Below are 25,678 nucleotides of genomic sequence, written 5' to 3' on the forward strand. Positions count from 1 at the left end.
CGTACGCCGAGAGTCAGCTGCAGACCGCTCCCTGCGACGCCGAGCCGACGAGCTTGGCGTACTTGGACAGGACCCCGCGGGTGTAGCGCGGGGGCAGCGGCGCCCAGCCCTGCCTGCGTGATTCGAGCTCGGCCTCGTCGACGAGCAGATCGAGCGTGCCGGTCCCGACATCGAGCCGGATCTGGTCACCGTCGCGCACGAAGGCGACCGGACCGCCGTCGACGGCCTCGGGCGCCACGTGTCCGACGCAGAGCCCGGTGGTGCCGCCGGAGAACCGGCCGTCGGTCAGCAGCAGGACGTCCTTGCCGAGGCCCGCGCCCTTGATCGCGCCGGTGATGGCGAGCATCTCGCGCATCCCGGGCCCACCCTTCGGGCCCTCGTAGCGGATGACGACGACATCGCCGGCCGCGATCGTGCCGTCCTCGAGGGCATCCATCGCCGCACGCTCACGCTCGAACACGCGGGCGGTGCCGACGAAGACGTCGGAGTCGAACCCGGCGGACTTGACCACGGCGCCGCCCGGGGCGAGGGAACCCTTGAGGATCGTGATGCCGCCGGTGGGGTGGATCGGCTCGCTCATCGCGCGCAGCACCTTGCCGTCCGGGTCGGGCGGGGCGATGTCGGCGAGGTTCTCGGCGACGGTCCGGCCGGTCACGGTCAGGCAGTCCCCGTGCAGCAGACCCGCGTCGAGCAGGGCCTTCATCACCACGGGAACGCCGCCGATGGCGTCGACGTCGGTCATGACGTGCTTGCCGAACGGCTTGACGTCGGCGAGGTGCGGGACCCGCGCCCCGACACGGGTGAAGTCGTCGAGGGTCAGCTCGACCTCGGCCTCGTGCGCGATGGCCAGCAGGTGCAGCACCGCGTTGGTGGAGCCGCCGAACGCCATGACGACGGCGATCGCGTTCTCGAACGCCTCGCGGGTCATGATGTCGCGCGCGGTGATCCCGCGACGCAGGAGTTCGACGACGGCCTCGCCGCTGGCGTGCGCGAACTGATCGCGGCGACGATCCGGCGCGGGCGGGGAAGCACTGCCCGGCAACGACATCCCCAGCGCCTCGGCGGCGCTCGCCATCGTGTTCGCGGTGTACATACCGCCGCAGGCACCCTCACCGGGGCAGATCGCGCGTTCGATGGTGTCGACATCGGCACGCGACATCAGGCCACGCGAACAGGCTCCGACCGCCTCGAAGGCGTCGATGATGGTGACCTGGTGCTCGCTGCCGTCCGACAACGTCGCGAATCCCGGCAGGGTGGAGCCGGCGTAGAGGAAGACGCTCGCGAGGTTCAGACGTGCTGCGGCCATGAGCATTCCGGGCAGCGACTTGTCGCATCCGGCGAGGAGCACCGATCCGTCGAGACGCTCGGCGCTGACGACGGTCTCGACGCTGTCGGCGATGACCTCGCGCGAGACCAGCGAGAAATGCATGCCCTCGTGGCCCATCGAGATGCCGTCGGACACCGAGATGGTGCCGAACTCGAGCGGGAAGCCACCAGCCGCGTGCACCCCGACCTTGACCGCCTTGGCCAGTCGCTCGAGGGAGAGGTTGCACGGGGTGATCTCGTTCCAGGACGACGCGACACCGATCTGCGACTTGACCCAGTCGTCGTCACCCATCCCGACCGCGCGCAGCATTCCGCGCGCCGCGGTCTTCTCCAGGCCGTCGGTGACGTCGCGACTGCGGGGTTTGACGTCCGGTGAGTTGTCCTCCGTCGACATGACGCTCCTGACCTTCTACATCGAGAATCGGGCTGGGCTGCCCATGAATGGAACTCCGGAGCCAGCGTAAACCCGTTCCGACCGGCGCCCGATCCGACTACCGTTCCACGGCATGGCACCCACCCCGTACACCGTCTCCCGCACGACGGAGATCGCCGCGCCCGCCGATGCCGTGTTCGGGCTCGTCGCCGACTTCCACCGGTGGACCGCGTGGTCACCGTGGGAACGCAACGACCCCGACGTCGAACGCACCTACGGCGGTCCGGACACCGGGGAGGGCGCCACGTACGGGTGGCGCGGCAACCGCAAGGCCGGCGCCGGCACCATGACGATCACCGAGGCGGATCGACCGGGACGCGTCGCCATCGACCTGCGGTTCGAGAAGCCGTTCTCGTCCGAGAGCACCGTCGTCTTCACGATCGTCGAGACGGAGTCGACCACGACGGTCGGCTGGACGATGGCCGGACACAGCACGGGGTTCGCCAAGCTGTTCGCCATGGTGGTCCCGATGGACAAGCTGATCGGCAAGGACTTCGAGAGGGGCCTGCTCGCGCTCAAGGAGCAGGCCGAGTCGGGCAGCTGAGGTCAGCCGACGTCGGCGACACCGGTCGATGCGACGCCGCGCGGTGAGAGCCGCACCCGTCCACCCTTCGCGGGGTTGAACGCGACCCCGCGCGAATGCCACGCCTCATCGGCAGCCGTTGTCATCTCGATGGCGTAATGCCGAAGCAACTCTCGGAGCACGACATCCATCTCCATGTTCGCGAACGCTGCGCCGATGCAGCGCCGCGTGCCGCCGCCGAACGGTATCCACGAGATGGTGCTGGGCTTGGACCCGAGGAATCGGTCCGGGTCGAAACGATCGGCGTGCGGGAACAACGCCTCGTCGGCCTGCACCTGGGCGATGCTCACCAACACCACGCGCCCGCGCGGGATGGTCCACTCGCCGAGGGTGAGCGACTCCGCGGTGACGGTGCGTCCGCACAGGTCGATCACCGGCCGCGACCGCTGGACCTCGTAGATGACGGCCTGGCGCAGCTCGGAGCCGCCGGCATCGACCTCGTCGTAGAGACGACGCAGGACGTCGGGATGGCGGGTCAGACGCTCGATCGCCCAGGCCAACGTGTTCGCGGTCGTCTCGTGACCGGCGGCGAGCATGGTCAGCAGCTGATCGGCGATCTCTTTGCGAGACAACGCGGTGCCGTCGTCGTAGCGGCTGCGCAGCATCAACGACAGGATGTCGGAGCGGTTCTCGAAATCGGGGTCGGCCTGCGCTTTCGCGACCAGGGTGTCGACGAGATCGTCGAAGCGGCGACGGTTGGTGTGGAACCGGCGCCACGGCGACCCGGGGAAGTCGAACGGCGGCTTGGGGAGCACCGAGATCCGCGAGCCCTGCTCGATCCACTCCGGCATGTGCCGACGGAGGACCTCGAGTTCCTCGCCCTCGGCGCCGAACACAGCGCGCAGGATCGCGTTCAGCGTGATCCGCATCATCGGGGCCAGCGACTCGAACTCGCTCCCCGACGGCCACGTTCGGGCCTCGGCGAGGGTCTCCTCGGCGATGATCGACTCGTACTCACGCATCCGTCTGCCGTGGAACGGCGGGGTGAGGAGTTTGCGTTGGCGGCGGTGTTCCTCGCCCTCGAGCGAGAACATCGACGCCCGCCCGAGAACGCGCCCGAGATTGGGCCGGATGTTGTGCACCGCATCCGAGCCGCTGAGGAACAGTTGCCGGATGAGATCGGTGTCGCCGAGGACCACCGCGTTGCCGAACATGGGGACGTTCACCGTGTAGTCCACGCCGTGGCGGCGGCGCATCAACGCGAACAGCCGCCGTCGGGAGGCGATGAACAAAGCCCCCTGAACCGATCTCGGCAGCCGTGACGACGGCGGGAGGTGCGGGACGGCGACGTCCGGGGCGGTGTCGGTGGACATGGAGGCGAACCCTTCGACGAACACATCAGTCTGCAGGTACTCCAACGTACCAGCAGGTGCTCGGCGTACGGTCGGAACCGTGGTTGATGTCGGGCACCGGAAGGGAATCGTGACCACCGAACCCACCGGACCCTCGTACCGGGATCGCCTGATGGCCGGGATGGCGGCATCGCTGACGCAACGCACCTACCGCGACACCACCATCGGTGAGATCGTCGCCCACGCCCGGACATCGAGACGGACCTTCTACAAGGAGTTCAGCGGCCTCGACGACTGCTACTTCGCACTGCTGCGTTCGGTGCACAGCGAGATCCTCGGGATGGTCGCGAACGCGGTCGACATGACCGCCGACTGGCGGCTGCAGGTCCGGCAGGCGATCACCGCGTATTTCGCAGGGGTACAGACTCATCCGGCCGTCATCCGCAGCTACGTTCGCGAGTTGCCCTCGCTCGGCGATCCGACCGTCACCCTGCAGTCCCGTCCGCGGGACCAGTTCATCGCACTGCTGGTGGGCCTGAGCGACACCGCGTCGCTGCGCACCGCCGACATCGCGCCGGTGACGGTCGAGATGGCCCGCTTCCTCGTCGGCGGGCTCGAGGAGTTGACCGCCCTCGTCGTCGAGGAGAACCGGCCCGTCGACGACGTCGTCGAGACGGCCATCATCGCCACCACACGGTTGCTCGGCCCCGCGGCGGGCTGACCCGGACAGCCGGCGCCGGTCACTACGCTCGGGGAATGCCCACAGCTCTGATCACCGGTGCCAGTCGCGGCCTCGGCGCCGCCATCGCGCGCGCCCTCGCCCCCACCCACGACCTCCTGCTCGGCGGCCGACCGTCGTCCGAGCTCGACACCCTGGCCACCCACCTCGAGGGGTCGTCGACGTGGCCGGTCGAGCTGACCGACCACGAGGAGATGGCCGATGCCGTCGACGCCATCGATTCCCTCGACGTGCTCGTGCACAATGCGGGCGTCGGCAGCATCAGCACCGTCGAGGAGACGCCTGCCGACGAGTACCGCCGGATCATGGAGGTCAACCTCATCGCCGTCGCCGAGCTGACCCGGCTGCTCCTGCCCGCGTTGCGCGAGGCGGACGGGCACATCGTGTTCATCAACTCCGGGGCCGGCCGCAACGCCAACCCGGGGTGGAGCGCCTACGCGGCGAGCAAGTTCGCGCTGCGTGCGTTCGCGGACTCGTTGCGCGCCGAGGAGCCCGGCCTGCGGGTGACCTCGGTGTACCCCGGGCGCATCGACACCGACATGCAGGCCGACATCGTCGCGATGGAGGGCGGTGAGTACGACGGGTCGCGTTTCCTGGCGCCCGACACCGTCGCTGCTGCGGTCGCCCACGCGATCGCCACGCCCGCCGACGCACATCCCACCGAGATCATCCTGCGTCCGGCCGCGCGACGCTGACGCACGGCGCGAGGGCTCAGATCTGCTTGAGGTCGGTCGCCGGATCCCAGACCGCACGCATGCTGACCACGCGGCCGTCGTCGTCGAAACGCATGATGTCGATCGGCGTGACCTGGAACGATGCGTCGCCGGCCACGGTCGTCAGCGAGAACTCGAAGACGGCGGTGTCGCCGGCGATCCGGACCCACGACAGCGACGTCGACCGCTCGAGCCCGGCGATGGCGCCGTAGAACTCCAGCAGTGACTCGCGGGTGGATCGGATGTCGGCGCCGATGGGGTCCTCGACCGTCGCGTTCTCGGCGAAGAGGTCGACAACGGCCTCCGCTGTTCCGGCCCCGACCAGTTCGACGTAGCTCTCGACAGTTGCCCGGATCTTCTCGCTGCTCATGTGTCCATCCTCGTTTCTTCGGCCCTGGAACTAGAACGTGTTCTAGTGATGGACACTAACGCATGGACACATTCGCGCCGCAATGTCCCAAAACAGGGGACTCATGACCGTTCGAAGCACCAAACCGGTGTACGTCGGACACAATCGTCAGGTGCCGGTCATCGAAGGGGGACTTCAGCCGGGGGGCAGTGTCAGATCGAGTACGAACACGCGTGTGATCAGCGCGCTGTCCGGTGGCATCGGGATCCTGAGCATCCTGACCGCGGCCGCATGGCTCGGTCTGGCGTGGGTTCCGGGAGGTCCGGACGGGACCGCCGGGCGCGTTGCCCTCGGAGTCGCCTGCATCGGGGCCGTGGCGGTCGGGATCGTGTTGCTCGTGGCGCCGCGCACCGGTCCGGTTGCGCGCGTGGTGTTCCTCGGAGCGGCCGATCTCGGGTGCGCTCTCGTTGCGCTGAGCTGCAGCGATGCGCGCGTCGGACTCGCCAGCACCGTGACGTTGGGGCTTGTCGGCAGCTACGCGGCGTTCTTCACCAGTCGCCGGGTCACGGCCGGTCAGGTCGCGGCGTCGGCGGTGGTCATCATCGCGGTGCTCGTCGTGGGTCTCGCCGGCAGTGATCAGTCGATCGGATCGCTGTACCCCTTCGCGGCGCAGGCAGCGTTCGCCGGGGTCTTCCTGACCGCGATACTGCATTATGGATTCGCAGCTATCGGCACACGTAATTCTCTGCAGACGGGTGGACCAATGCGGGACGAACTGACCGAGGTGCTCACGCGCCACGGTCTCTATTCAGCGGCGTCGACGAGTCTCGGCGCGCTGAACCGCAAGGACTACCTCGTCGTCGTCCGGGTGCACCTCGACCAGTTCCAGGATATCGCCGTCGGCGACGGTCGCGAACGCGGCGAGCAGGTGCTCAAGCGCGTGGCCTCGCGCCTCGCCCAGGGTGTCCGCGGGGGCGACTTCGTCGCGCGCACCGGCGACGCGGAGTTCAGCGCACTCGCCGGCGTCACCCACGAGGGTGTGCGCATCTTCGCGAATCGTTTCCGTGAGCTCGTCTTCAGTGTCGAGGACCCGGTGCCGGTCTCGGCGAGTGTCGGCGTGGCGTTCGCGCCCACCCCGATCCCGTCGACGGGCGTCCAGGTCGCGATCGACGCCCTTCTCGACCGCGCCGAGGTGGCGATGCGTACAGCGCAGGACGCCGGCGGCGACCGCGTGGAGATCGACTGGTCGGTGCCCGACCCGGTGCCGTCGGCCAACGCCGAGGCGCACAGCTGATCTCACCGTGCGCCCCGGCGTATCGGCCGTGAGGCTCAGATCTCGCGCAACCGCGGGATGACGGTCTCGGCCAGCTTCTCGGTCCACTCGACCGGATCCGATCCGGCGGGGCCGACGAACACCTGCTCGACACCCAGCGCCGCGTAGCGCTCCATCTCGCCGAGGAACGCATCGACGTCGGCGACGGGGTCGGCCGCACCGATGATGGTCGTCTTGATGGTGGCCGGGTCCCGCTGTTCGGTCTCGCAGTGGCCCTTGAGCACATCGATCTTGTGGGCGACCTCGTCGACGCCCGTCGCGAACAGATTGCACATGTCCGCGTACCGGGCGACCAGCTTGAGGGTCTTCTTCTCACCACTGCCACCGATCATCAGCGGCGGGCCGGGCCGGGAGATGGTCTGCGGGTTGTTCAGCGTCTCGGCGAGTCGGTAATGCGTTCCCTCGTAGGGCCCCTCGTCGTCGCCGAACATCTGGCGACAGATCTTGATGGTCTCCTCGAGGCGCTCGAAACGCTCGGAGGTCGACGGGTACGGCACGCCGAGGCCCTGGTGCTCGCGTTCGTACCAGGCGGCGCCGACGCCCAGCATGGCCCGACCCTGCGACAGGATGTCCAGCGTCGTCACCACCTTGGCGAGCAGTCCGGGGTGGCGGTAGGTGATGCCGGTGACCAGCGTGCCGAGCTGCACCCGACTGGTGTGCGCCGCGAGGAACGTCAGGAGCGAATACCCCTCCAGCATCGGCAGATCCGGCCCACCAAGCTGTTCCATCTGGAACCAATGGTCCATGACGGTCAGGGTGTCGACCCCGCCCTCGTCGGCGGCCTTCGCGGTGTCGGCGAGGGTGCGGGCCAGGGCCGGCGGACCGCCGGGCAGGGTCATGTTGGCGAGATGGACGGCGATCTGCATGACGGGTTCCTTCTGACGGAGGGGGCGAGCAGGACGATCGTGGGGCGGCTACCAGCCCATGGAGCCGGGGATGCCCTTGAACGGGCCGACGACGCTGTCGGTGACCCAGCCGCCGTAGAAACCACCGGGTTGCGGGGTCACCTCCTCGCCGTTGACCGTGGCGCGGTCGACGTCGCGGGCCATGACCGCGATCGCTCCGCGGAGGTCGGCGAATCCGGGGGTGGGCTCGAGGTAGGTCCAGGCGGCCTTCGGTGCGCCGCGCTCGGGCGTCACGAGGTCGAAGTAGGAGGCCTGGCCCTTCCACTCACACCAGGATGCACCCTGGGTCTCGCGGAGAACGCCGTCGGCGAACGCGTCGCGCGGGATGTAATACGTTGGCGGATGGCTGGTCTCGAGTACCCGCCATCCACGTGTGGCCGACGCGATGGTCCGGCCGCCCAGCTCGATCGTGATGGATCCGGCGAAGGGTTCCAGTCGTGGGGGGCGGGGGTAGTCCCACACCGATTCCTGTCCGGGCCCGGGGGTCTCCGGGGTGGGTCGGCGCATCACGCGGCTCGTCTCTGGATCACCCGTCCAGACTACGGACGGACGGCGAACTCCCGGTGGAGCTCCGGGAGGAACCCGGCGAGATGGTTCATCTCCTGGCCGCAGTGCATGAGCAGGTCCCTCGCAAGGTCGAGACCGAGGAACAGATCGGTGGGGTCGACCGACGCGCCACGCTTCACCGCGCACGCGGCCTGCCCGAGGTTCGGCAGGTGCAGTCCGCGCATGTTCAGGTAGAAACGGCTGCGCATCTCCGCGCCGCCGGGGATCGGGCGCACCTGATGCGCCAGCCAGCCGAGGTCGACCGGCGCGATGCTGCTGCCCACGCGTCCGAAGACGACGGTCTGGTCGGACGGGACCGCGAAGCCCTGTCCGCGCGGGTCGCGGAAGTCGATGCCGAGTTGCTGCAGTTTCGGTCCGACGAGTTCGTCGACGTAGCTGGTGTTGCCGACGTACTTCTGCCGGTCGGGGATCGCGTCGGTGGTGCGGTCGACCCGCAGCGAGGCGTACTCGTGGGCGTCGGGGTGCCACAGCTTGTAGCGGGCGGACTCGACGGAGTGCCAGCCGAACCACCAGTCCCACATCGCCGCGGTGACCCGGGGCATCTCGGTCCGCACCGCGACGAACAGGACGCCGTCGGCCTTCTGTCCATATCCGGTCTCGATGGTCGAGTACCCGGTCGGGCCGAGGTCACGGGTGATGTTCGCGAAGTCGGGGATCGCTGCGGACGCCAGGGGCGGCCCGTCGAATGCCCGCCGGACCGGCGCCGGCGCGGGATCGGTGTGCGCCGCCATGTACTTCGCGTACGGCTTGGCCCGATCGGCGTCGCGATAGCCGACGTAGCGCACCCCGCAGTCCTGGGTGGTCGATGTCTGCTGGGGGCGTGCCGCCGCCATGGGTGCGCTGCCCACTGCCGCCGCCACGGCGCCCATGGCCCCGACCCGGAACAGGTGTCGACGGCTCGGCGTCCAATTACTCAACATCCGTTGAGACTAAGGTTCCATCCCGGGCGGGTGCAAGACCTCGCTTGTGTTCCTACGGCTCCGTAACCACGACCGGTAATCTGTGATCTGTGACAACTGCCGACGCCCGCCCCCCGCAGACGAGCCGACGGGCCGCGATCATGGCGGCCGCGGTGTCGGTGCTGGCCGAGCGCGGGCCGCGCGGACTGACGCACCGTGCCGTCGACGCGGCCGCCGGCCTCAGCTCTGGATCGGTCAACTACCACGCGCCCACTCGGGCCCGGCTGCTGCACCTGGCCCTCGAGGAGGTGTTCCGTCGTGACATCGACACTGCGACTCGCTATTTCGACATCGCCGAGTGGAGCCGATCGCGGGCTGCGGTGGCGATCACGGGGTTTGTCACCGAGATGTCCGACGAGAAGAACCGCGATCGGGTGATCGCGCGCCATCACCTCCGGGCCGAGAGCATGACCAACCCCGAATTGCGGGCAGCCTTCGACGACCAGCACGCGGCCTTCGTGAAGATGATCGTCGCGACGTTCGGCATTGCCGGCGATCCCGTCTCCGACGCCCGGGGCGAGCTCGTGCGCCTGGGCATCGACGGGATGATGCAGCGGCAGGTCATGATCGGTCCCACGCCCCTCGACGACGACCAGATCGCCGAGATGGCGCGCCTGCTCGTCGGGGGCTGAGCCGCGGCTCAGAGGTGCAGGTGCGCCCGTAGTTCCGGCCAGCGGAGCGCGCCGATGCGAACATCGGTCGCTGCGTTGAACCCCGGCGTGAACAGCACCGGGGCGACCGTCTCGGTGCCGAAGGAGAAGATCCCCACCAGACCCGCGCGCCCCGAACGGTCTCTCGTCACAACCGGTCCGCCGCTGTCGCCGAACCCGGCTTGAACTGCGGGTCGCCCCTCCGGGGACTGAGCGCAGATCAACCCGCCACGAACGGGGGCGGCGAACGTCTGTCGGGCACAGTCCGCGGCGGAGATCAGCGCCAGCGGGCCGCGCAGCAGGCCGTCGGATATCCCACCCTCGGGAATCAGCCCGTGGCCGTACAGTGCCACCGGCGTTCCCGGGAGACCGAGAGTCGGCGACAGTCCGATCGTCTGTGCCCTCGGCTGCGGCTTCGCCAGCGTGATGAGCGCGAGATCGTCGTGGGCGGCGGCCGTGTCCAGGTTGCCGGGGTCCCGGGGATTCGGCACGAGGCCGAACGCGGGGTCGATGTCGATGCGACTGATCGCGATCTCCGGCGTCCGGTCGGCGCTCAGCGATCGGTCCCCCAGGATGACGCGCAAGGCGTTTGTCGGCAACGCCTTCGCTGGATCGGCCGCGATCGTCGCCGGATCGGCCACGCAGTGGGCTGCGGTCAGGACGGTTCGGGCATCGATCAGTGCACCACCACAGTGGCTGCGAGCCGGTCGATCTCCGGTGACGATGGTGCCTCCCACGTCGGCACCATCGGCGAACACGATCGCGGCGAACCACGGGGCCGAACCAGGGGAGGTGGGCTGCCCGTTCGACATCGCCGATGCGGGGGCAGCGCCGAGAGCGACGGTCGCCACCACGGCAGCGATCACTGTGACGAGCTTCGCGAACATCGTCGGTCTCACTCTCAATCCTCCAGTGCGGCGAGTTCGTCGTCGGACAGCTCCAGGGTGGCTGCAGCCAGCAGTGCCGGGAGTTGTTCGGGCGTACGGGCACTCGCGATCGGCGCGGTGATCTGCGGCCGCGTCGACAGCCAGGCCAGCGCGACCGTGGCCGGCTCGACACCGTGCGCGTCGGCGATCTCGGTCACCTTCTTCAGCACGGCGTAGCCCTCGTCGGTCGCGTACCCCGATGCCATCGAGGCGCGTGCGGTGTCGTCGAACTGTTTTCCCTGCGCGTACTTGCCGGTGAGGAAACCCGATGCGAGACCCCAGTAGGGAAGGACGGCGAGACCGTTGTCCACGGCGATCTGCTGGAGCCCACCCTCGTACTCGGTGCGGTGGACCAGGCTGTATTGGGGCTGCAGCGCAACCGGTTTCGCGAGTCCGAGTGCGTCGGCGACGCTGAACCACTCCTCGATCAACACCGGCGAGAAGTTCGACAGACCGATGTGGCGGATCTTGCCTGCCGCGACGAGGCCGTCGAACGCGACCGCGATGTCGTGCAGCGGGACCGTCGGGTCCTCGGCGTGGGCGTAGTAGATGTCGATGTGGTCGGTCTGCAACCGCTCCAGCGACCCGTCGACCGACGCGCGGATGTTGTCCGGCGACAGTCCGAGGTGCTCTTCGCGCTTGCCGACCTTGGTCGCGATGATCACCGAGTCACGGTTACCGCGCCGCGTGAGCCAGTTGCCCAGCACCGTCTCCGACTCACCACCGCTGTGTCCGGGAGCCCACTGCGAGTACTGATCCGCAGTGTCGATGAAGCTGCCGCCCGCCTCGGTGAACGCGTCGAGAACGGCACCGCTCTGCTGCTCGTCACTGGTCCACCCGAACGTGTTGCCACCCAGGACGAGGGGAAACGTGTCGAGGTCCGTCGGTCCGATCTGCACCATGGTCTGTCCCTTCACACGGCCGCGGTCGATGATTCGCAGCGCTAATGGACAGCGTAGTGCGGCGCGGCGAAGAGTCCCGCGGCAGTGATCGAAATCGTCCGACCTGAGGCCCACCGAGGGCGTATTGCCCTCGACGGCCTCTGAGTCGGACGATTTCAGTGGGTGGCCGGATCAGGTCGCCGGGGTGTCCTCACGGCGACGCAGCAGGAGCACCACACCGGCGATCAGCGCGATGGCACCGACCACGCCGAGGATGATCGGGACGATCACGCCGCCCCAGCGCAGCTGGTCGACGTAGCCCTGCGCCTTGTCGGACTGCTTGTCGATGGTGGTGTCGTTCCAGGCGACGGTGGCGTGGAACGCATCCATCCGGAACTCGCGCAGCGGTGCGGCGAGGTCGGGATCTTCGGCGCCGGGCGACTTGAAGTACTGGTGCTGGACCTCGAGACCCTTGAGCGCAGTGCCGGTCTCGGGCTCGACCCACACGTGGCGGGTCGCCGATGCGAAGCGGTGCATCACGACCTGCTCGTTCGCCGGGATGCCCTGGATCCCCCACCAGGAGGCCGGCTTCTCCAGCGACGTCCCGAGCGCGGGCTGTCCGTTCGGGGTCGCCAGCAGCACCTGATCGATCTCCGGCACCTCGCTGACGAACTCGTAGGCGGTCAGGCCGTTGATCTTGGTCTCGCCGACGAACTTCGCGGGCAGGTCACGACGAGTGTTGGCGTCGAAGTAGGGGTACTCCTGCTTCTTCGTGTCAAAGGGGAACTTGTACTGGTAACCCTTGCGCGGGACATCGATGAAGTTGCCCTCGTTCTCCTGGATCGGCTGACCGTCCGGCCCTGCCGAGAGGTAGAGGCGGTTCAGCTTCCCGTTGGGCGCGCTGGTCTTCCGGTCGACCGACAGGAGGTCGACGTTCGACGACAACAGACCGTCGTTGCAGGAGCGGGTCGCGCCGATGGGCGCGGTCGTCTGGTCGACGGTGGTGCCGTTGTCGTCGATCCGGTCGATGCGGACGGTCTGGCCCGACTGCACCGTGGCCTGGTCGGCGTTCGACGGATCCACCACGACGGTCCGGCGCTGCTGGGTCACGTGCGCGTCGAAGACCCGCGCCTTGTCCTCACTGACCGAGCAGCGATCGAACACCCGCGCCGGCAGATTGTTGTCGGAGGTGATCCCCATCGGGACCGACTGCGACACCGTCGTGATGTCGAGGTCGAGCGGCACGACCTCGAGCTTCGGCACGAGCCACGTCGGAACCGCGATGGCCGCGGTGATCGCGGCGACCCCGATGAACACGAGGAAGGGGGCGAGCAACTTCTTCAACACTGGGCTCCTGACGTAACGATGTCCGGTTCACCGTATATGGCGCCTGCGCGGTGTCGGCAGCGTGCTCGCCAACGTCGGAATGTCGTACGAACGGATGACACGGCGTGTCTCACTCCAAGGCGGCGGCGCGCCCGAAGCGCGCAGGCCATGAGCGACAGCTGTTTTCGTTCACCGCAAACGGAACTCCACAGTGTCGACATTCCCAGTTGAACTAGACAAACGCACATGATTCAATTCGAGCAATCTTTACAGAGGCTATTGATCCCGGGGGCTGACCAGTCGCGCTCGGACGATCTGTGAAGGCTGAGCTGGTCTTCACCACATCGTCGACGGTCACGTCGATACCTGACGCCAAGGAGCGTGACCGTGTCGCAGCAGCACACGCAGCGAATCACCCGTACGACCGCCGGTGTCGTGATCGCCGCAGCGATCGCCTCCGGAGCCGCCGGTCAGGCCCTGGCCGCGCCTCCCGGGTCGGCCCCTCCCTCGGGTGAGACCGCGCCCGGCTCCGCACCGCCCTCCACGGCTCCCGCCCCGGCACCGACACCGGCACCCGCTCCCCCGGCGCCGCAGGGTCGCAGCATCATCCCCGCAGCCACCTTCGACGCTCCCCCGGTCTACGAGGGCAGCCCGGGCTACACGCCGCCGGTGTACTCCGGCTCGTACAACGCGGTCCCGCCGGTGCTGCGCGCGCCCCAACGCGTCAAGCCCGTCAACCCGATCCTCCCGCGTCCGGGCGTGATCAAGCTCGGCAACTTCCGCACGCCTCAGCCGGCGTGGCTGTCCGACGCCGACGCCCGCAACCTCAACGGGCAGGCGGCGACGATCGAGGCACGCACCGCCACCTACTACGAGTCGATCGGCTTCCCGCCGGATCAGGCTGCGCGTACCGCCGCGTCGACCACTGTCGGCGCGCTGATCGGCGGCACCGCAGGCGCCATCGCGCTGGGCATCCCGGCCGCCGTGGTCGGAGGCGTTGTCGGTGCAGGTACCGGTGCTGCGGCAGGCGCGATCATCGGCACCTTCACCCCTCCAGGGTTCGCGGCGTTCGCGGCTCCAGGCGCGCTCATCGGCCTGGGTGTCGGTACGGGCGTGGGCATCGCGGGCGGCGCAGCCGGTGGAGCCGTAGTCGGAGCAGGCATCGGTGGAGTCATCGGCGGCGCAATCGGTTATGCCGTCGGCGCAGGCGATCCGGGCGGCGATCCCAACGCACCGCTGGGCGCCACCAACGAGGATCCGCGCAAGTCCAAGCCCACCCCGCCGAACCCGGACGCGAACCAGTACGAGCTGCACCTCGACGACCGCGGACTCCCCGGTGGCGGCAAGGTCGACTACGTGGTCGCGAAGAACGGCGACGTCACCGGCCATGTGAGAATCGGAGCCGTGAACGTCCCGATCGACATCGACCACGCCCAGGCCGACGCGCCGTACCAGGCGGCCGGTGTCTTCGCGCAGACCGCCCGTGACTCGGTGGCCGCGGCAGTCGAGAACTTCGGCCGTGAGGCGCTGCGTGCGTTCCCCAACCTCCGCATCGACCACCCGCAGTACGCCGCCGCCTCAGCAGGGGGCAAGCACCGCAAGTGAGTGCCGTTCGATGACCCCTCGGCACACCGCCGGCCCACACCGTCGCCATCAGGCGGGGCGTGGGCTGGTCGCGTGTGCGGCAACGGTTTTCCTGCTCGCCGTAGCGGCGTGCAGCAGTGATCCCCCGCCCGAGGCGTTGCCCGACGCGAGTGCCGTCGGCGGGTCGTCGATCGCCCCCATCGCCGCACTGCCGGCGATCAAGCCACTCCCCTGCGATCCCACCACCGCCGCGCCCGGTGAGACCGTCACCCGCGAGAAAGGTGGTCCCGACTCCGCCATCAGCGCCGTTGCGTACTACTACTGGGCGGTCATCACCGCCCGCGACGCCGATCGCGCTTCCGAGGCCATCGCCCCCGGCAACCCCATGGGCCGACCCGAACTGATCCGCGAAGCACTCAACGGCTATCCGCCCGGGACGACCTACTGCCTCCGTCTTCGTCAGACCGACGCCAACACAGTCCTGTTCACGATCACCTACCAACCCCCGAGCGGTGTGGTCTCCGATTTCCGGCTGCGCGCCAGCGTCACCGGGACATCGGGCTCGGTGCAGATGACAGGCCAGGTCGACCAATGAGTGACAACCGTTGGGGCTGGACCAACGACCCCGAGGGCTTGGGACCCCAAGACCCGTACCGCGGCCCCGACGCACCACCGCCGCAGGGCCCGCCACAGGATCCGTCGTGGTTCGGTCCCGAACCCGGTCCGACGAGTGCGTGGTCGGCGACCCTCGACGAACTGGCGATGCAGGGCCAGCGCACGCGCTCCCAGGCCCGAACCAAACGCCGGATACTGATCGCGGGGACCCTTGCCCTCGTCGTCCTCGTGGCCGCCGGACTGACCGTTCTCGTCGTGTACCTGACCGGTTCGCAGGATGATTCGACCGCCGGCACGGCACCGGCGGGGTGGTGTGCGACTGGCACCGACGGCTCTGTGACGACCGTGTCGCGCGGCGGCGATCCGACTACGCCGACCGGAGTCGTCGCGGCCTTCGTCGGCGCGGCCATCGACGACCGGTCGGCCGTCGGCGCGCGCGGGACGTTGTCGGAGGCCGCCGCCATCCCGACCGTTGCGCAACTCCAGCAATGGATCTCGGCGCTGCCCGCGTCGACGGATGCGTGGTGCGCCCAGATCACCACGACCGGATCGACTGCACGCCTTCTCGTCACCCTGCGGGTCCGCACCGACGCCGGTATCGCACAGGTCGGTGTCCAGGACACCTTCTACGTCTCGGCGAACGAACCGGACCGCTGGGTCATCGACGCGATCGTCACCGGCGACGGCAGCTGATCGCCCGAGCGCGCCTCACCGGCGTGCGGCTGACCTCGCGCGGTGCCGACGCACCGCCGAGCGGTTGGCGCAGCGCACCGAGCAGTACCGCTGGGTGCCGTTGCGGCTGACGTCGACAATCACCTTCTCGCACGACGCTCCACCCGACTCTCCCGCCGCGCACCGTCCGATGCGGTGCATGCCACGGGTGGTCAGGTGCAACGCCGTGCCGACCGAGATCACCGCGGTGAGCACGTGCGCCAGGGACTGGTCGCGGTCGCGATAGTGCAGATGCCACCCCTCGTCGTCGTGATTGGTCAGGCGGGGATACGCGGCGGCCACGCTCATCGTCTCGTTGAGCAACCGCGCCCGCTCGTCCTCGGTCGGGGCGTCGACCATCCGCAACCACCCGTCGATCACCGCCCTGGTCTGCGCATGGTCGTCGGCGCCGATGTGGAAGCTCATGGTCATACCGAAGTCGCGCGTTCGTTCCTCGATGCCGGCGCAGGTGTCCGGCCAGTTGTTGGCCAGCGATGCCGCGAGCAGGACCGCGTACTCGCCGTAAGGGTTGAGATGCACAAGACCATGACAGCACAGTGATGGCATGACCATCCAACCGTTGAACAACCCATCCCGTCACACCGAGCTCCATCCGAAGCGAGCGGCGCACGAACACGGATGGTCGACCGAGTCCGCGCATCGCACGAGCGAGGGCGCGGTGCTCTACGTCCGGTGCATCTCCTGCGGGGCGCGCCGCGTCGACCTACAGTTCACATCGAACGATCCGCCCAGCGGCCTGAGTCGGTCCGTGCACTCCCGCGGTACTGACCTGACGTTCCCCTGGCGACACCGTTCCACCATCGAGGAGGAGCCATCGCGCTGACACGGACGCGCGGCCGAGCGGCCGCGGCGTTGCTCGTCCTGATCGTGATCGGTCTCTACGTCACGGTCGTGATCGCCTATGCGACAGGCGGTGACGGCGGCGGGGCGGACCATCGGCAGCCGAGAGCGAACGGCGCGTTGGTCTACCTCGACATCAACGCGGTCTCGGGTGAGGACTTCTCGCTCCAGACCCGCGCCTCGGTGTATGCGGGCGCCGACCTCCTCGACACCAACGGCGACCTGCGTGAGGACCTGACCGTCGAGGTCACCCCGGCCGCGAGTGCCAGCTCGCTGACCTTCGCTCGCGGAACGCAGTTGAGCTCGCAGCCGGTCACCCTGTACGCCGACGGGGACATCCGCGACTGGCCCTTCGACACCTACCGCGCGCCGAGTCTCACGGTTCGGGTGTTCGCGGGGTCCGGCGACACGCGCACCGCAGTGCCGACGGAGGTCGCCGTGACCGACTCGATGTCGTCGTGGGCGGTCGACACCACCGACACCGATGAGGGGCCGGGAGAGGCTCTCGACGTTCATGTCTCGCGTACCGGGGCGACGATCGCCTTCGGCCTCGCGATGTGTGTGGTGCTGGCGATCCTGCCGATCTGCACGTTGTTCGTGTCCATCCAGACGCTGCGTCGCCGCAAGCAGTTCCTGCCGCCGATCGTGACGTGGTTCGCGGTGATGCTGTTCGCGGTGCTGCCCATCCGCAACCTGTTCCCCGGGTCGCCGCCCATCGGTTCGTGGGTCGACTACACCGTGGTCCTGTGGGTGGTCATGGGTCTGGCGCTCTCACTCGTCTTCTACGTCACCGCGTGGTGGCGACAGGGTCCGTGACCCTCGACCACTGAGATCGTCCGGGTAGCGGGCCATCGTGGTCGTGGTGACCACGCCGGTCTCCCAGACGGACGATCTCCGTTGTTCTCGACCCTTCGACGCTCTGATTCCGCTCACAACGAACACGGACTTGAGCGGGAACACATCAACTCCCCCGCCGGTTGAGCCGATCAGACTTAACCTTGGAGGAAGAATGAGCGATACCCGCTTACCGGTTCTGTTCCTGACCGATCCCATCCTGCTGCCCGGCATGGTGGTCCCCATCGAACTCGACGACGCAGCGCGGGCGGCCGTGGACGCCGCCCAGGCCACCGACTCCGGAAAACTCCTGGTCGCACCCCGTCTCGAGGACCGCTACCCGTCGTACGGCGTGGTCGCATCCATCGTGCAGGTCGGTCGGCTGGGCGGCGGACAGGCCGCTGCCGTCGTCAAGGGCGAAGGCCGCGCACACATCGGATCCGGCACCACCGGGCCCGGCGCCGCGCTGTGGGTGGAGGTCGAGACCGTCACCGAGCCCACCGTCAATGACGAGATCAAAGAGCTCGCGGCCGAGTACAAGAAGCTCGTCCTGGCGATGCTGCAGCGCCGTGAGGCATGGCAGATCATCGACTCGGTGAACAAGCTGACCGACCCTTCGGCCCTGGCCGACACAGCCGGCTACGCGTCGTACCTCACCGACGTCCAGAAGCGTGAGCTGCTGGAGACCCCCGACGTCGCCGAGCGGCTGCGCACCCTGATCACGTGGACCACCGACCACCTCGCCGAGGTGGAGGTCAACGACAAGATCGCCGGCGACGTCCGCGACGGCATGGAGAAGACGCAGAAGGAGTTCCTGCTGCGTCAGCAGCTCGCCGCCATCCGCAAGGAGCTCGGCGAGGGCGAACCGGACGGTTCCGACGACTACCGTGCACGGATCGAGGCGGCGATGCTGCCCGACAACGTCCGTGAGGCAGCCCTGCGCGAGGTCGGCAAGTTGGAACGCTCGAGCGATCAGTCGCCCGAGAGTGGTTACCTGCGAACCTGGTTGGACACCGTCCTCGACCTCCCGTGGGACACCTCCACGACCGACTCCACCGACATCGCCTCGGCGCGCGAGATCCTCGACGCCGACCACCACGGTCTCGAGGACGTGAAGGATCGCATCGTCGAGTACCTGGCGGTGCGTGCACGTCGGGCCGAGCGTGGCCTGCAGGTCGTCGGCGGACGCGGCTCCGGTGCCGTCATGTTGCTCGCCGGTCCTCCCGGTGTCGGCAAGACGTCACTGGGTGAGTCGATCGCACGGGCGTTGGGCCGCAAATTCGTTCGCGTTGCCCTCGGCGGCGTGCGCGACGAGGCCGAGATCCGTGGGCATCGTCGCACCTACGTCGGAGCGCTGCCCGGGCGCATCGTGCGGGCGATCGGTGAGGCCGGTTCGATGAACCCGGTCGTGCTGCTCGACGAGATCGACAAGGTGGGATCGGACAACCGGGGCGACCCCTCGGCCGCTCTGCTCGAGGTGCTCGACCCGGCGCAGAACCACACGTTCCGCGACCACTACCTCGACCTGGATCTCGATCTGTCCGACGTCGTGTTCCTCGCGACCGCGAATGTGGTGGAACAGATCCCGTCCGCTCTGCTGGATCGCATGGAGCTGGTCACGATCGACGGCTACACCGAGGACGACAAGGTCGCCATCGCGCGGGACTACCTGCTCCCCCGCCAGCGTGACCGCGCCGCGCTCACCGCCGACGAGGTCACCGTCACCGACGAGGCGCTGCACAAGATCGCGGCCGACTACACCCGCGAGCCGGGTGTGCGTCAGTTCGAGCGGTTCCTGGCCAAGGCGTTGCGGAAGGCGACCACGAAACTGGCGGCCGACGACACGGCGTTGGTGATCGACGAGCCCGATCTGGTGGGCTACCTCGGGCGTCCCCGGTTCACCCCGGAGTCCGAAGAGCGCACCGCCGTGCCCGGCGTGGCAACGGGTCTCGCCGTCACCGGCATGGGTGGCGACGTCCTGTTCATCGAGGCCTCGAGCACCGAGGGTGACGCAGGCCTGACCCTGACCGGTCAGCTGGGTGACGTGATGAAGGAGTCGGCGCAGATCGCGCTGTCCTACGTCCGGTCGCACGCGGCGGAACTCGGCGTCGATCCGTCGGCGCTGGATCGCAAGATCCACATCCACGTCCCTGCAGGCGCGACCCCGAAAGACGGCCCATCCGCAGGCGTCACGATGGTGACGGCGTTGGTGTCGATGGCGACCGGACGCCGGGTTCGCGCCGAGGTCGGCATGACCGGTGAGGTCACCCTGAACGGTCGGGTCCTCCCGATCGGTGGACTCAAGCAGAAGCTGTTGGCCGCGCAACGGAACGGTCTGACAACGGTGTTCGTCCCGGCACGCAACGAACCCGACCTCGACGACGTCCCGGCCGAGGTGCTCGACGCGGTCGACGTGCGGCCGATGACCGATGTCGCCGACATCATCCTCGCCGCACTCGAGGACGTCGAGCAGGGCGCGACGATCGCGGCCTGACCGACTGCGACCACGCAGGACACACCACTGCCCCACCGGATCCCGGTGGGGCAGTGGTCGTCTGTGGGGTCAGGCGGAGCAGTTCTCGGTTGCCACCGGGGCGAGCTTCCCGCCGATGGCAGCGAGGAGTTCGCTCGCGTAGCACTGCAGATCCTCATACGGCCCGTGTGCTCGAGCGGTGTCGAACAGCTTCGACACCAACGCCGCCTCGCCGTACTTGCAGCCGAGGCTCAGTACTGCGCTCGCGGCGGCGCCGACCGGTCCACCGACAGCTGCCACGGCGGCTCGCGCGGCCGACGTGCACCCGATCTTCACGCCCACCCCGAGGACAGCGGCGGCCGCCCGCCGCACGGCGTTCGCCTCACCACCGGTCAGAGCGATCTGGACCGACCGTCCGAACGTGATGCGCGGGTCGGCAACCACCGGGAACCGCGTTGCCGCAGTGGGTTCGACGACCTGCGTGATGGTCGACCCCGAGACGTCGAAGCGCGTGTCGACCGACCCTCCGTCGGCGGCGACGGCCCACGGCTTGGCCACCGATCCGAGCGTGACGTCGACCCCGCCCTGGGATGCACGCAGGGCGACACCGCCGTCCGGGCGCAGCATCAGACGCTGATCGGGATCTCCGCCGACGTCGAACGCGTAGGACGACGCACCCGGCGTCGCGCCGATGGTGATCGCGTGCTGCGCCACCCCGGGCGACACCGCCTGCGACACGATCTTGGCGTTGCCCGCATCGGCGACGGCGGCACCGTCGACGACACGGCTGCCATCGGATCGCTGGGCGGTCACCGTCGCCTCGGCGCCGCTCGGCGAGGTGACGACGACACGCGCCGGGCCGGACGCCGGCACCGACACCCCGTCCGAGGAGACCCCGGTCCCGGTCGGCTGCCCCGCGTCCGAGGTCGCCTTCTGGGTGGCGGCGACCGCCGTCTGGTCGCTGAGGTCACCCGCGGGAGCCGCCTGCGCGGGTACCGCCATCGTCCCGAGGACTGTCGCGATCGCGCCGGCCATCACCACCGCGCTGCGCCGCCACCGTGTCATCGAATTGTTCCTGCCCATCACGTGAGTGCCCATATCGTGAGTGCCCATATCGTGAGCGAGGGTATCGAGCCTCGGTAAGCAAAGTCGCGGAATCGCGAGATCCGGCGAAGGCGACCGACACCGTGCCCGCCGGGACGCCTCAGGGCCCCGTGGGGTTCGTGGGCTCGGGTTGGCAGTGCGGGCACCACCAGGTCCGGCGGCGTTCCGGATCGTTCGGCACCTCGTCGACCACCAGTATCGTTGTGCCACAACGTAGACAGGGTCGGCCGGCTCGCCCCGCGACCCAGTGCTGTTCCCCCTTGCGTTTGTTGCCCGTGGTCACCTGCATCGCCCCGGGCACGGTGGCCGAATGGGTCAGGGCGCGGGCGCCGAGCCGGAGCAGGGCGTCGAGGTCGACATCGGCGACAGGTGTCCACGGATAGTGTCCGCGCAGGAAACACAGCTCGTTGACCCAGAGGTTCCCGAAACCGGCGACGCAACGTTGGTCGAGGAGGGCTGCGACGAGCGCCCGTCCGGGATCGGCCGCCAGCCTGCGCGCGGCCTCGGCGGCATCCCAGTCGGTCCGTAGCGGATCGGGTCCCAGATAGCCGACGGCCTGATCCTCGTCACCGGTTCGGAGCAGTTCGACGACCGGAAGCCGGACCCCGTACGCGGCGGGTCCGTCGGTCCGCAGGACGACCCGCACGTCGGGCATCACCGACCGCGGCAGCCACTTACCCTCCTTCGAGACGGTCCAAGACCCCTGCATGCGCAGGTGGGTGTGCAGCGTGAGGTCGCCCGACAACCGCGTCAGCAGATGCTTGCCGTACGTGACGTGTTCGAGCACGGTGCGGTCGGCGAGATCTGCCGTGGCGTGTGCCGGGACCCGCAATTCGCCGTGCGTCAGCACGCGGCCTCGCATCGCGGAGTCGAGGCGCCGGGCGAGCGCGAACACGGTGTCACCTTCGGGCACGTACCCATCGTCCTCGTCATCACGGGTTACGTCATAGACCCGGGGCGGGTAGGACTGATCCATGACACCTCGAACGCTGCCACCTCGAACTCTCGGCTCGGCCGCCGTCATCGGATTCGCCAGTGGTCTGCGGAGCGCGGTGGGGATCGCATCGTTCGTGCACGCGCGGTTCGCCGGGACCCCGAATGCCGCGCTGGCCGACGGTGTCGCGGCGCTCGCGATCGTCGGCGAATCCGTCGCCGACAAACTCCCGTTCACGCCGTCGCGCCTGCAGTTGCCCGGGCTCCTCGCCCGGGTCGCGGCCGGCGGACTGGGGGCGTACAGCCTGACGCGGCGCGCCGACCCCGAGACCGTCGCCGCCACGATCGTCATCGGTTCGGTTGCGGCGCTGGCGGGTTCGTACGCCGGTGCGGCCTACCGGTCGGCGGCGTCGACGAAGGTCCCGCCGGTCGCGGCCGCGCTGGCCGAGGACGTCGCCGCCAACGCGCTGGCCTACACCGCGGTGGTCAACTCACGCCCGTGATCCCACCGTCGACACGGAGTTCCACGCCGGTGATGTAGTCGGCCAGAGGGCTGGCCAGGAACGCGATCGCGGACGCGATGTCATCAGGGCGTCCGAGCCGTCCGACAGGGTTCGGGGCGTAGTCCGACGTCACCGCGGCCTCGATGTCCTCCCACTCGGCACCCATGTTCTCCGGCCGCGCGGCGAACATCGACCGCATCGACGGGGTGAGGATGACCCCGGGGCTGACGCAGTTCGCGGTCACCCCGGAACCGGCCAGGTGTTGCGCGAGGCTCACCGTCAGGTTGACCACCGACGCCTTGGCGGCCGAGTACTCCACCATCGTGGTCAGCGGGGTGACCGTGGCCCGGGTCCCGATTGTCAGAACCCGACCCCACCCCGTCGCGCGCATGCTCGGGGTGAGGCGGCGGATCAGCCGGACGGTCGAGAGGACGTTCCCCTCGAACGCCTGCAACCAGTCGTCCGGATCTGCGGTGTGCCAGGTGTTCTCGACGAACGGGCCGGCGTTCGCGACGACGATGTCGACTCCCCCGAGCGCGGCCACCTCGTCGCAGATGCGGTCGGTGTCTTCGGCGCGGGTCAGGTCACCGACCACCACCGATGTCTGCGCTCCGGTTGCCGCGATCTGCGCGGCTGCCTCCTCGGCTCGACCGCGGTCGCGTCCATGGACGACCACGGCGCACCCTTCCTCGGCGAGGCGCTGCGCAACCGCACGGCCGATGCCGCCGCTGCTCCCGGTGATCAGGGCGCGGCGGCCCGACAGGTCGAGGTCCATGCGACGACGCTAGGCCACGACGCCGACACCCCTCACGTGATGACGGTTCCGTCCGCGGGCTCGGCGGTGATCTTCTTGTCGCCGATCAGGGCACGCAGCGGCCAGAACAGGACCCACAGCAACGGGTAGAGCACCCAGTAGTAGATGACACCGACGACCAGTCCCCCGACGGCCCAGAACGGCCAGCACAGCAGGAACAGCAACTGCACCAGCTGCTTGATCACGACGGGCATCCCCTCGCCCATCGCCAACATCGCCCGAGGGTGCATCCCCCGGAGATACGAGCGGAGCCCGTCGTCGACGGGGCCGGACGCCGGCGGGGTCCCGAGACGTTCCTGATCCTCGTCGAACGGCAGACCCGACTGCGGTCGCGGCGCTGGGGCATTGGTCATGGCTACTCCTGTCAGGTTCCCGACAACTCACCGAGCGCCGAACCTAGCCGGGCGGTGTTGGAACTCGATTGGATCTCCCCCACCGCGAGACAAGCCACGCCTCGCCGTCGAAGAATGGGGTCATGGCCTACGACGAACACCTCGCGGATCGCGTCCGCGAGCTCCTCGAGATCGAGCCGGGCGTGACGGAGAAGGCCATGTTCGGCGGACTCGCGTTCCTCATCGACGGACACATGGTGGTCGCCGTCAGCACAGAGGGCGGACTGATGCTGCGCGTCCCACCCGACGAGACCGATGCACTGCTCGAGCACCTGCACACGTCCCCGATGATCATGTCCGGGCGTGAGGCGCGCGGATGGCTGCGTGTCGCCGCCGCGGGAATCGAGAGCCACGACGAGCTGGGTGACTGGGTGGATCGCGGCGTCGCTCACGTGCGCACACTCCCACCGAAATGACACCGGTCTCACCCGCGGCGACGAGCGGTGATCTTCGTCCCCCGAGGCAGACGAGCGGTCGAGATCGCGGGCACCAGACTCTATAGTCTGCCTAATGACACCCGAGGACACCGGGGAACCTGTCGAATCCGGCTCCCCTGACCGCAAAGGTTCTATCCGCGAGCGCATTCTGGCCACCGCGGTCGAACTGTTCGGCGAGCTGGGATACACCGAGACCACCATGGAGCGGATCGCGGTCGAGGCACAGGTGGCTCGCGCCACCGTGTTCAATCACTTCCCGCAGAAGGAGTTGCTGCTCGGCGAGGTGGCGCGCTCTCTGCACACGAGTTTCGGCGACCTCCTCCGCAAGGACACCGATCCCGCACTCCCCCTGCGCAACCGGATCCTCGACGCACAGGAGCGGTGGTCGTTGGCCTACGCGCGGGATGTCGACGCGGCGCTGCCGTTGGTACGGGCCTGGGTGTACGCGGGCGGTCCGCTACTGGCTGTTCCGGACTCGACCGCCGAGGTCCTGACCGAGATGATCGCCGAGGCGCAGGACGACGGGAGCCTGCCGCGGGCCGGATCACCGGCCTCCCTCGGCCAGGCGATGAACGACGCGTTGACCGGCGCGATGATCCGCTGGACCAAGCAGGAGGAACCGACAGCGGAGTCGCTGCGGGACGTGATGCTCGCGGCGGTCCACGCCATCAAACTCGAGTAGCGCCGCGGGTCACTCCTGCGCGAGCAGTCGCTCCAGGTAGTCGAGATCCTGTCGGATGAGGGCGATGGCCCGCTCCGGCCCCTCGGGGGTCGACGGACCTACCTCGGTCTGCGCCACCGTCCGCAACGCCATGTCGGCGAGCTGGACCGCCGCGGCCCGATCCGCGTCGGGGTCACCGGGCGTGTGCCACCAGGCAACCCAGTTCAGCATCCCGATGATCCCGAGCGCGGCGGTCCGCGGATGGATGGGTCGCATCTCGCCACTGCGCACACCGTCCTCGATCACCCGGACGAACTCCTGGAGCACGTGCCGCCTGCTCTGCTGAAAGGTCCGGGAGATCTCGTCGGGCAACGCCGCCTCGGACCGGATGATCAGCTTGAACCGGTCGGCGGTCTGCGCCTGGTTCAGCGCGATCGCCGTGGCCATCTTGCGGAGTTTCTCGCTGGGACCGAGATCGGTGCGTTCGTTGATCTCGTGCAGCATCGCGGCCGGGGTGTCGGTGCTCTCGCTGACCAGACGCGACAGCAGCGCGTCCTTGTTCGCCACGTAGTGATAGAGCGATGGCCGTGTCAGTCCGGTGGCGTCGGCGATGTCCTGCAGCGTCGTGCTCGCGTACCCCTTCTCGGCGAACAACCGCGTCGCCTGGTCGAGGATCTGCTTCTCGACCAGCTCGCGACGAGGGTTGCGCGCCGGCACCGACTCGTCCTCGCTGCTCATCGGTGAAGGATAACCGGCAGGGCTCACCGAAACGCC

At 68.7% G+C, this 25,678-nt stretch carries 28 protein-coding genes; 13 read left to right on the forward strand and 15 right to left on the reverse strand.

Annotation, left to right across the window (positions count from 1 at the left end; translation table 11 throughout):
* Positions 1–13: 13 nt before the first annotated feature.
* Positions 14–1,720: a dihydroxy-acid dehydratase gene (gene ilvD, locus LX13_RS09215; protein ID WP_253661039.1), complete on the reverse strand. Its 1,707-nt coding sequence runs from the start codon at positions 1,718–1,720 to the stop codon at positions 14–16.
* A gap of 112 nt (positions 1,721–1,832) precedes the next feature.
* Between ilvD and LX13_RS09220 the strand changes: the two genes are divergently transcribed.
* Positions 1,833–2,303, forward strand: coding sequence for an SRPBCC family protein (locus LX13_RS09220; RefSeq protein ID WP_253661040.1), 471 nt, complete (start codon positions 1,833–1,835; stop codon positions 2,301–2,303).
* A gap of 2 nt (positions 2,304–2,305) precedes the next feature.
* Here the strand turns inward: LX13_RS09220 and LX13_RS09225 are convergent, their stop codons facing one another.
* Positions 2,306–3,655 carry a cytochrome P450 gene (locus LX13_RS09225; protein WP_253661041.1) on the reverse strand — a complete coding sequence of 450 codons (1,350 nt, stop codon included), beginning with the start codon at positions 3,653–3,655 and terminating at the stop codon, positions 2,306–2,308.
* A 109-nt stretch (positions 3,656–3,764) separates the two neighbouring features.
* Between LX13_RS09225 and LX13_RS09230 the strand changes: the two genes are divergently transcribed.
* Together LX13_RS09230 and LX13_RS09235 are read left to right on the forward strand one after the other, a co-directional pair.
* Entirely contained in the window at positions 3,765–4,355 is a 591-nt protein-coding gene (locus LX13_RS09230; protein WP_253661042.1) for a TetR/AcrR family transcriptional regulator, read from the forward strand.
* 35 nt (positions 4,356–4,390) lie between these two features.
* Positions 4,391–5,068 carry an SDR family oxidoreductase gene (locus tag LX13_RS09235; protein ID WP_253661043.1) on the forward strand — a complete coding sequence of 226 codons (678 nt, stop codon included), beginning with the start codon at positions 4,391–4,393 and terminating at the stop codon, positions 5,066–5,068.
* A gap of 16 nt (positions 5,069–5,084) precedes the next feature.
* On the opposite strand, the gene LX13_RS09240 is transcribed toward LX13_RS09235, so the two are convergent.
* Positions 5,085–5,456 (reverse strand): nuclear transport factor 2 family protein, encoded by a 372-nt coding sequence (locus LX13_RS09240; RefSeq protein WP_253661044.1) that lies wholly within the window; start codon positions 5,454–5,456, stop codon positions 5,085–5,087.
* A gap of 214 nt (positions 5,457–5,670) precedes the next feature.
* Here LX13_RS09240 and LX13_RS23425 point away from each other — a divergent pair, with 214 nt between their 5' ends.
* Positions 5,671–6,729: a GGDEF domain-containing protein gene (locus LX13_RS23425; RefSeq protein ID WP_253661045.1), complete on the forward strand. Its 1,059-nt coding sequence runs from the start codon at positions 5,671–5,673 to the stop codon at positions 6,727–6,729.
* A gap of 35 nt (positions 6,730–6,764) precedes the next feature.
* Here LX13_RS23425 and LX13_RS09250 read toward each other — a convergent pair whose 3' ends face one another.
* The 3 genes from LX13_RS09250 to LX13_RS09260 are packed head-to-tail and all read right to left on the reverse strand — an operon-like array spanning position 6,765 to position 9,160.
* Complete coding sequence (locus tag LX13_RS09250) at positions 6,765–7,634, reverse strand: LLM class F420-dependent oxidoreductase (RefSeq protein ID WP_253661046.1); 870 nt, start codon at positions 7,632–7,634, stop codon at positions 6,765–6,767.
* Between the two features lie 48 nt (positions 7,635–7,682).
* Complete coding sequence (locus LX13_RS09255; protein ID WP_253661047.1) at positions 7,683–8,180, reverse strand: DUF427 domain-containing protein; 498 nt, start codon at positions 8,178–8,180, stop codon at positions 7,683–7,685.
* Between the two features lie 32 nt (positions 8,181–8,212).
* Positions 8,213–9,160, reverse strand: a complete 948-nt coding sequence (locus tag LX13_RS09260; RefSeq protein WP_253661048.1) for a DAPG hydrolase family protein — start codon at positions 9,158–9,160, stop codon at positions 8,213–8,215.
* Between the two features lie 89 nt (positions 9,161–9,249).
* Between LX13_RS09260 and LX13_RS09265 the strand changes: the two genes are divergently transcribed.
* The gene (locus LX13_RS09265) at positions 9,250–9,831 is read left to right on the forward strand and encodes a TetR/AcrR family transcriptional regulator (RefSeq protein WP_253661049.1); all 582 of its coding nucleotides are present in this window, start codon (positions 9,250–9,252) and stop codon (positions 9,829–9,831) included.
* 8 nt (positions 9,832–9,839) lie between these two features.
* Here the strand turns inward: LX13_RS09265 and LX13_RS09270 are convergent, their stop codons facing one another.
* From LX13_RS09270 to pgfA, 3 genes are all read right to left on the reverse strand, one after another.
* Positions 9,840–10,748, reverse strand: coding sequence for a S1 family peptidase (locus LX13_RS09270; protein ID WP_253661050.1), 909 nt, complete (start codon positions 10,746–10,748; stop codon positions 9,840–9,842).
* Between the two features lie 2 nt (positions 10,749–10,750).
* On the reverse strand, positions 10,751–11,677 hold the full coding sequence (locus LX13_RS09275; protein WP_253661051.1) for an aldo/keto reductase: 927 nt from the start codon (positions 11,675–11,677) through the stop codon (positions 10,751–10,753).
* Between the two features lie 171 nt (positions 11,678–11,848).
* Entirely contained in the window at positions 11,849–13,003 is a 1,155-nt protein-coding gene (gene pgfA, locus LX13_RS09280; RefSeq protein WP_253661052.1) for a cell envelope lipid trafficking protein PgfA, read from the reverse strand.
* Between the two features lie 366 nt (positions 13,004–13,369).
* Between pgfA and LX13_RS09285 the strand changes: the two genes are divergently transcribed.
* Genes LX13_RS09285 through LX13_RS09295 form a run of 3 tightly spaced genes read left to right on the forward strand, consistent with a single transcriptional unit; the run spans position 13,370 to position 15,874 of the window.
* On the forward strand, positions 13,370–14,587 hold the full coding sequence (locus tag LX13_RS09285) for a glycoside hydrolase family protein (protein ID WP_253661053.1): 1,218 nt from the start codon (positions 13,370–13,372) through the stop codon (positions 14,585–14,587).
* Between the two features lie 10 nt (positions 14,588–14,597).
* Positions 14,598–15,161 (forward strand): DUF8176 domain-containing protein, encoded by a 564-nt coding sequence (locus LX13_RS09290; protein ID WP_253661054.1) that lies wholly within the window; start codon positions 14,598–14,600, stop codon positions 15,159–15,161.
* Positions 15,158–15,874 (forward strand): DUF8176 domain-containing protein, encoded by a 717-nt coding sequence (locus tag LX13_RS09295; RefSeq protein WP_253661055.1) that lies wholly within the window; start codon positions 15,158–15,160, stop codon positions 15,872–15,874. Before LX13_RS09290 ends, LX13_RS09295 begins: the two co-directional genes overlap by 4 nt.
* Before the next feature lie 15 nt (positions 15,875–15,889).
* Here the strand turns inward: LX13_RS09295 and LX13_RS09300 are convergent, their stop codons facing one another.
* On the reverse strand, positions 15,890–16,432 hold the full coding sequence (locus LX13_RS09300; RefSeq protein ID WP_253661056.1) for a CGNR zinc finger domain-containing protein: 543 nt from the start codon (positions 16,430–16,432) through the stop codon (positions 15,890–15,892).
* 333 nt (positions 16,433–16,765) lie between these two features.
* Here LX13_RS09300 and LX13_RS09305 point away from each other — a divergent pair, with 333 nt between their 5' ends.
* A complete protein-coding gene (locus tag LX13_RS09305; RefSeq protein ID WP_253661057.1) occupies positions 16,766–17,569 on the forward strand; it encodes a DUF4436 family protein in 804 nt (267 codons plus the stop codon).
* Positions 17,570–17,762: 193 nt separating this feature from the next.
* On the forward strand, positions 17,763–20,081 hold the full coding sequence (lon, locus tag LX13_RS09310) for an endopeptidase La (RefSeq protein WP_253661058.1): 2,319 nt from the start codon (positions 17,763–17,765) through the stop codon (positions 20,079–20,081).
* A gap of 69 nt (positions 20,082–20,150) precedes the next feature.
* On the opposite strand, the gene LX13_RS09315 is transcribed toward lon, so the two are convergent.
* Together LX13_RS09315 and LX13_RS09320 are read right to left on the reverse strand one after the other, a co-directional pair.
* Positions 20,151–21,125 (reverse strand): hypothetical protein, encoded by a 975-nt coding sequence (locus LX13_RS09315; protein WP_253661059.1) that lies wholly within the window; start codon positions 21,123–21,125, stop codon positions 20,151–20,153.
* 139 nt (positions 21,126–21,264) lie between these two features.
* On the reverse strand, positions 21,265–22,077 hold the full coding sequence (locus LX13_RS09320; protein ID WP_253661060.1) for a DNA-formamidopyrimidine glycosylase family protein: 813 nt from the start codon (positions 22,075–22,077) through the stop codon (positions 21,265–21,267).
* Positions 22,078–22,138: 61 nt separating this feature from the next.
* Here LX13_RS09320 and LX13_RS09325 point away from each other — a divergent pair, with 61 nt between their 5' ends.
* Positions 22,139–22,600 carry a DUF4126 family protein gene (locus LX13_RS09325; RefSeq protein WP_253661061.1) on the forward strand — a complete coding sequence of 154 codons (462 nt, stop codon included), beginning with the start codon at positions 22,139–22,141 and terminating at the stop codon, positions 22,598–22,600.
* Here LX13_RS09325 and LX13_RS09330 read toward each other — a convergent pair.
* A complete protein-coding gene (locus LX13_RS09330) occupies positions 22,584–23,375 on the reverse strand; it encodes an SDR family NAD(P)-dependent oxidoreductase (protein WP_253661062.1) in 792 nt (263 codons plus the stop codon). The genes LX13_RS09325 and LX13_RS09330 overlap by 17 nt on opposite strands.
* A 32-nt stretch (positions 23,376–23,407) precedes the next feature.
* Complete coding sequence (locus tag LX13_RS09335; RefSeq protein WP_253661063.1) at positions 23,408–23,767, reverse strand: hypothetical protein; 360 nt, start codon at positions 23,765–23,767, stop codon at positions 23,408–23,410.
* 122 nt (positions 23,768–23,889) lie between these two features.
* Between LX13_RS09335 and LX13_RS09340 the strand changes: the two genes are divergently transcribed.
* Together LX13_RS09340 and LX13_RS09345 are read left to right on the forward strand one after the other, a co-directional pair.
* On the forward strand, positions 23,890–24,222 hold the full coding sequence (locus LX13_RS09340; protein WP_253661064.1) for a TfoX/Sxy family protein: 333 nt from the start codon (positions 23,890–23,892) through the stop codon (positions 24,220–24,222).
* A 94-nt stretch (positions 24,223–24,316) separates the two neighbouring features.
* The gene (locus LX13_RS09345; RefSeq protein WP_253661065.1) at positions 24,317–24,925 is read left to right on the forward strand and encodes a TetR/AcrR family transcriptional regulator; all 609 of its coding nucleotides are present in this window, start codon (positions 24,317–24,319) and stop codon (positions 24,923–24,925) included.
* 9 nt (positions 24,926–24,934) lie between these two features.
* On the opposite strand, the gene LX13_RS09350 is transcribed toward LX13_RS09345, so the two are convergent.
* On the reverse strand, positions 24,935–25,642 hold the full coding sequence (locus LX13_RS09350) for a TetR/AcrR family transcriptional regulator (protein ID WP_253661066.1): 708 nt from the start codon (positions 25,640–25,642) through the stop codon (positions 24,935–24,937).
* Positions 25,643–25,678: the final 36 nt, after the last annotated feature.

Origin of the sequence: Williamsia maris (genome assembly GCF_024171815.1) — a bacterium.
Classification (GTDB): Bacteria; Actinomycetota; Actinomycetes; order Mycobacteriales; family Mycobacteriaceae; genus Williamsia_A; species Williamsia_A maris.

What these genes read in the sequence shown, in the direction of transcription:
- ilvD (WP_253661039.1), bottom strand. Translation starts at nt 1,720, where the DNA reads ATGTCGACGGAGGACAACTCACCGGACGTCAAACCCCGCAGTCGCGAC.
- LX13_RS09220 (WP_253661040.1), top strand. Translation starts at nt 1,833, where the DNA reads ATGGCACCCACCCCGTACACCGTCTCCCGCACGACGGAGATCGCCGCG.
- LX13_RS09225 (WP_253661041.1), bottom strand. Translation starts at nt 3,655, where the DNA reads ATGTCCACCGACACCGCCCCGGACGTCGCCGTCCCGCACCTCCCGCCG.
- LX13_RS09235 (WP_253661043.1), top strand. Translation starts at nt 4,391, where the DNA reads ATGCCCACAGCTCTGATCACCGGTGCCAGTCGCGGCCTCGGCGCCGCC.
- LX13_RS09240 (WP_253661044.1), bottom strand. Translation starts at nt 5,456, where the DNA reads ATGAGCAGCGAGAAGATCCGGGCAACTGTCGAGAGCTACGTCGAACTG.
- LX13_RS09250 (WP_253661046.1), bottom strand. Translation starts at nt 7,634, where the DNA reads ATGCAGATCGCCGTCCATCTCGCCAACATGACCCTGCCCGGCGGTCCG.
- LX13_RS09255 (WP_253661047.1), bottom strand. Translation starts at nt 8,180, where the DNA reads ATGCGCCGACCCACCCCGGAGACCCCCGGGCCCGGACAGGAATCGGTG.
- LX13_RS09260 (WP_253661048.1), bottom strand. Translation starts at nt 9,160, where the DNA reads ATGTTGAGTAATTGGACGCCGAGCCGTCGACACCTGTTCCGGGTCGGG.
- LX13_RS09275 (WP_253661051.1), bottom strand. Translation starts at nt 11,677, where the DNA reads ATGGTGCAGATCGGACCGACGGACCTCGACACGTTTCCCCTCGTCCTG.
- LX13_RS09290 (WP_253661054.1), top strand. Translation starts at nt 14,598, where the DNA reads ATGACCCCTCGGCACACCGCCGGCCCACACCGTCGCCATCAGGCGGGG.
- LX13_RS09295 (WP_253661055.1), top strand. Translation starts at nt 15,158, where the DNA reads ATGAGTGACAACCGTTGGGGCTGGACCAACGACCCCGAGGGCTTGGGA.
- lon (WP_253661058.1), top strand. Translation starts at nt 17,763, where the DNA reads ATGAGCGATACCCGCTTACCGGTTCTGTTCCTGACCGATCCCATCCTG.
- LX13_RS09315 (WP_253661059.1), bottom strand. Translation starts at nt 21,125, where the DNA reads ATGACACGGTGGCGGCGCAGCGCGGTGGTGATGGCCGGCGCGATCGCG.
- LX13_RS09325 (WP_253661061.1), top strand. Translation starts at nt 22,139, where the DNA reads ATGACACCTCGAACGCTGCCACCTCGAACTCTCGGCTCGGCCGCCGTC.
- LX13_RS09330 (WP_253661062.1), bottom strand. Translation starts at nt 23,375, where the DNA reads ATGGACCTCGACCTGTCGGGCCGCCGCGCCCTGATCACCGGGAGCAGC.
- LX13_RS09335 (WP_253661063.1), bottom strand. Translation starts at nt 23,767, where the DNA reads ATGACCAATGCCCCAGCGCCGCGACCGCAGTCGGGTCTGCCGTTCGAC.
- LX13_RS09340 (WP_253661064.1), top strand. Translation starts at nt 23,890, where the DNA reads ATGGCCTACGACGAACACCTCGCGGATCGCGTCCGCGAGCTCCTCGAG.
- LX13_RS09345 (WP_253661065.1), top strand. Translation starts at nt 24,317, where the DNA reads ATGACACCCGAGGACACCGGGGAACCTGTCGAATCCGGCTCCCCTGAC.
- LX13_RS09350 (WP_253661066.1), bottom strand. Translation starts at nt 25,642, where the DNA reads ATGAGCAGCGAGGACGAGTCGGTGCCGGCGCGCAACCCTCGTCGCGAG.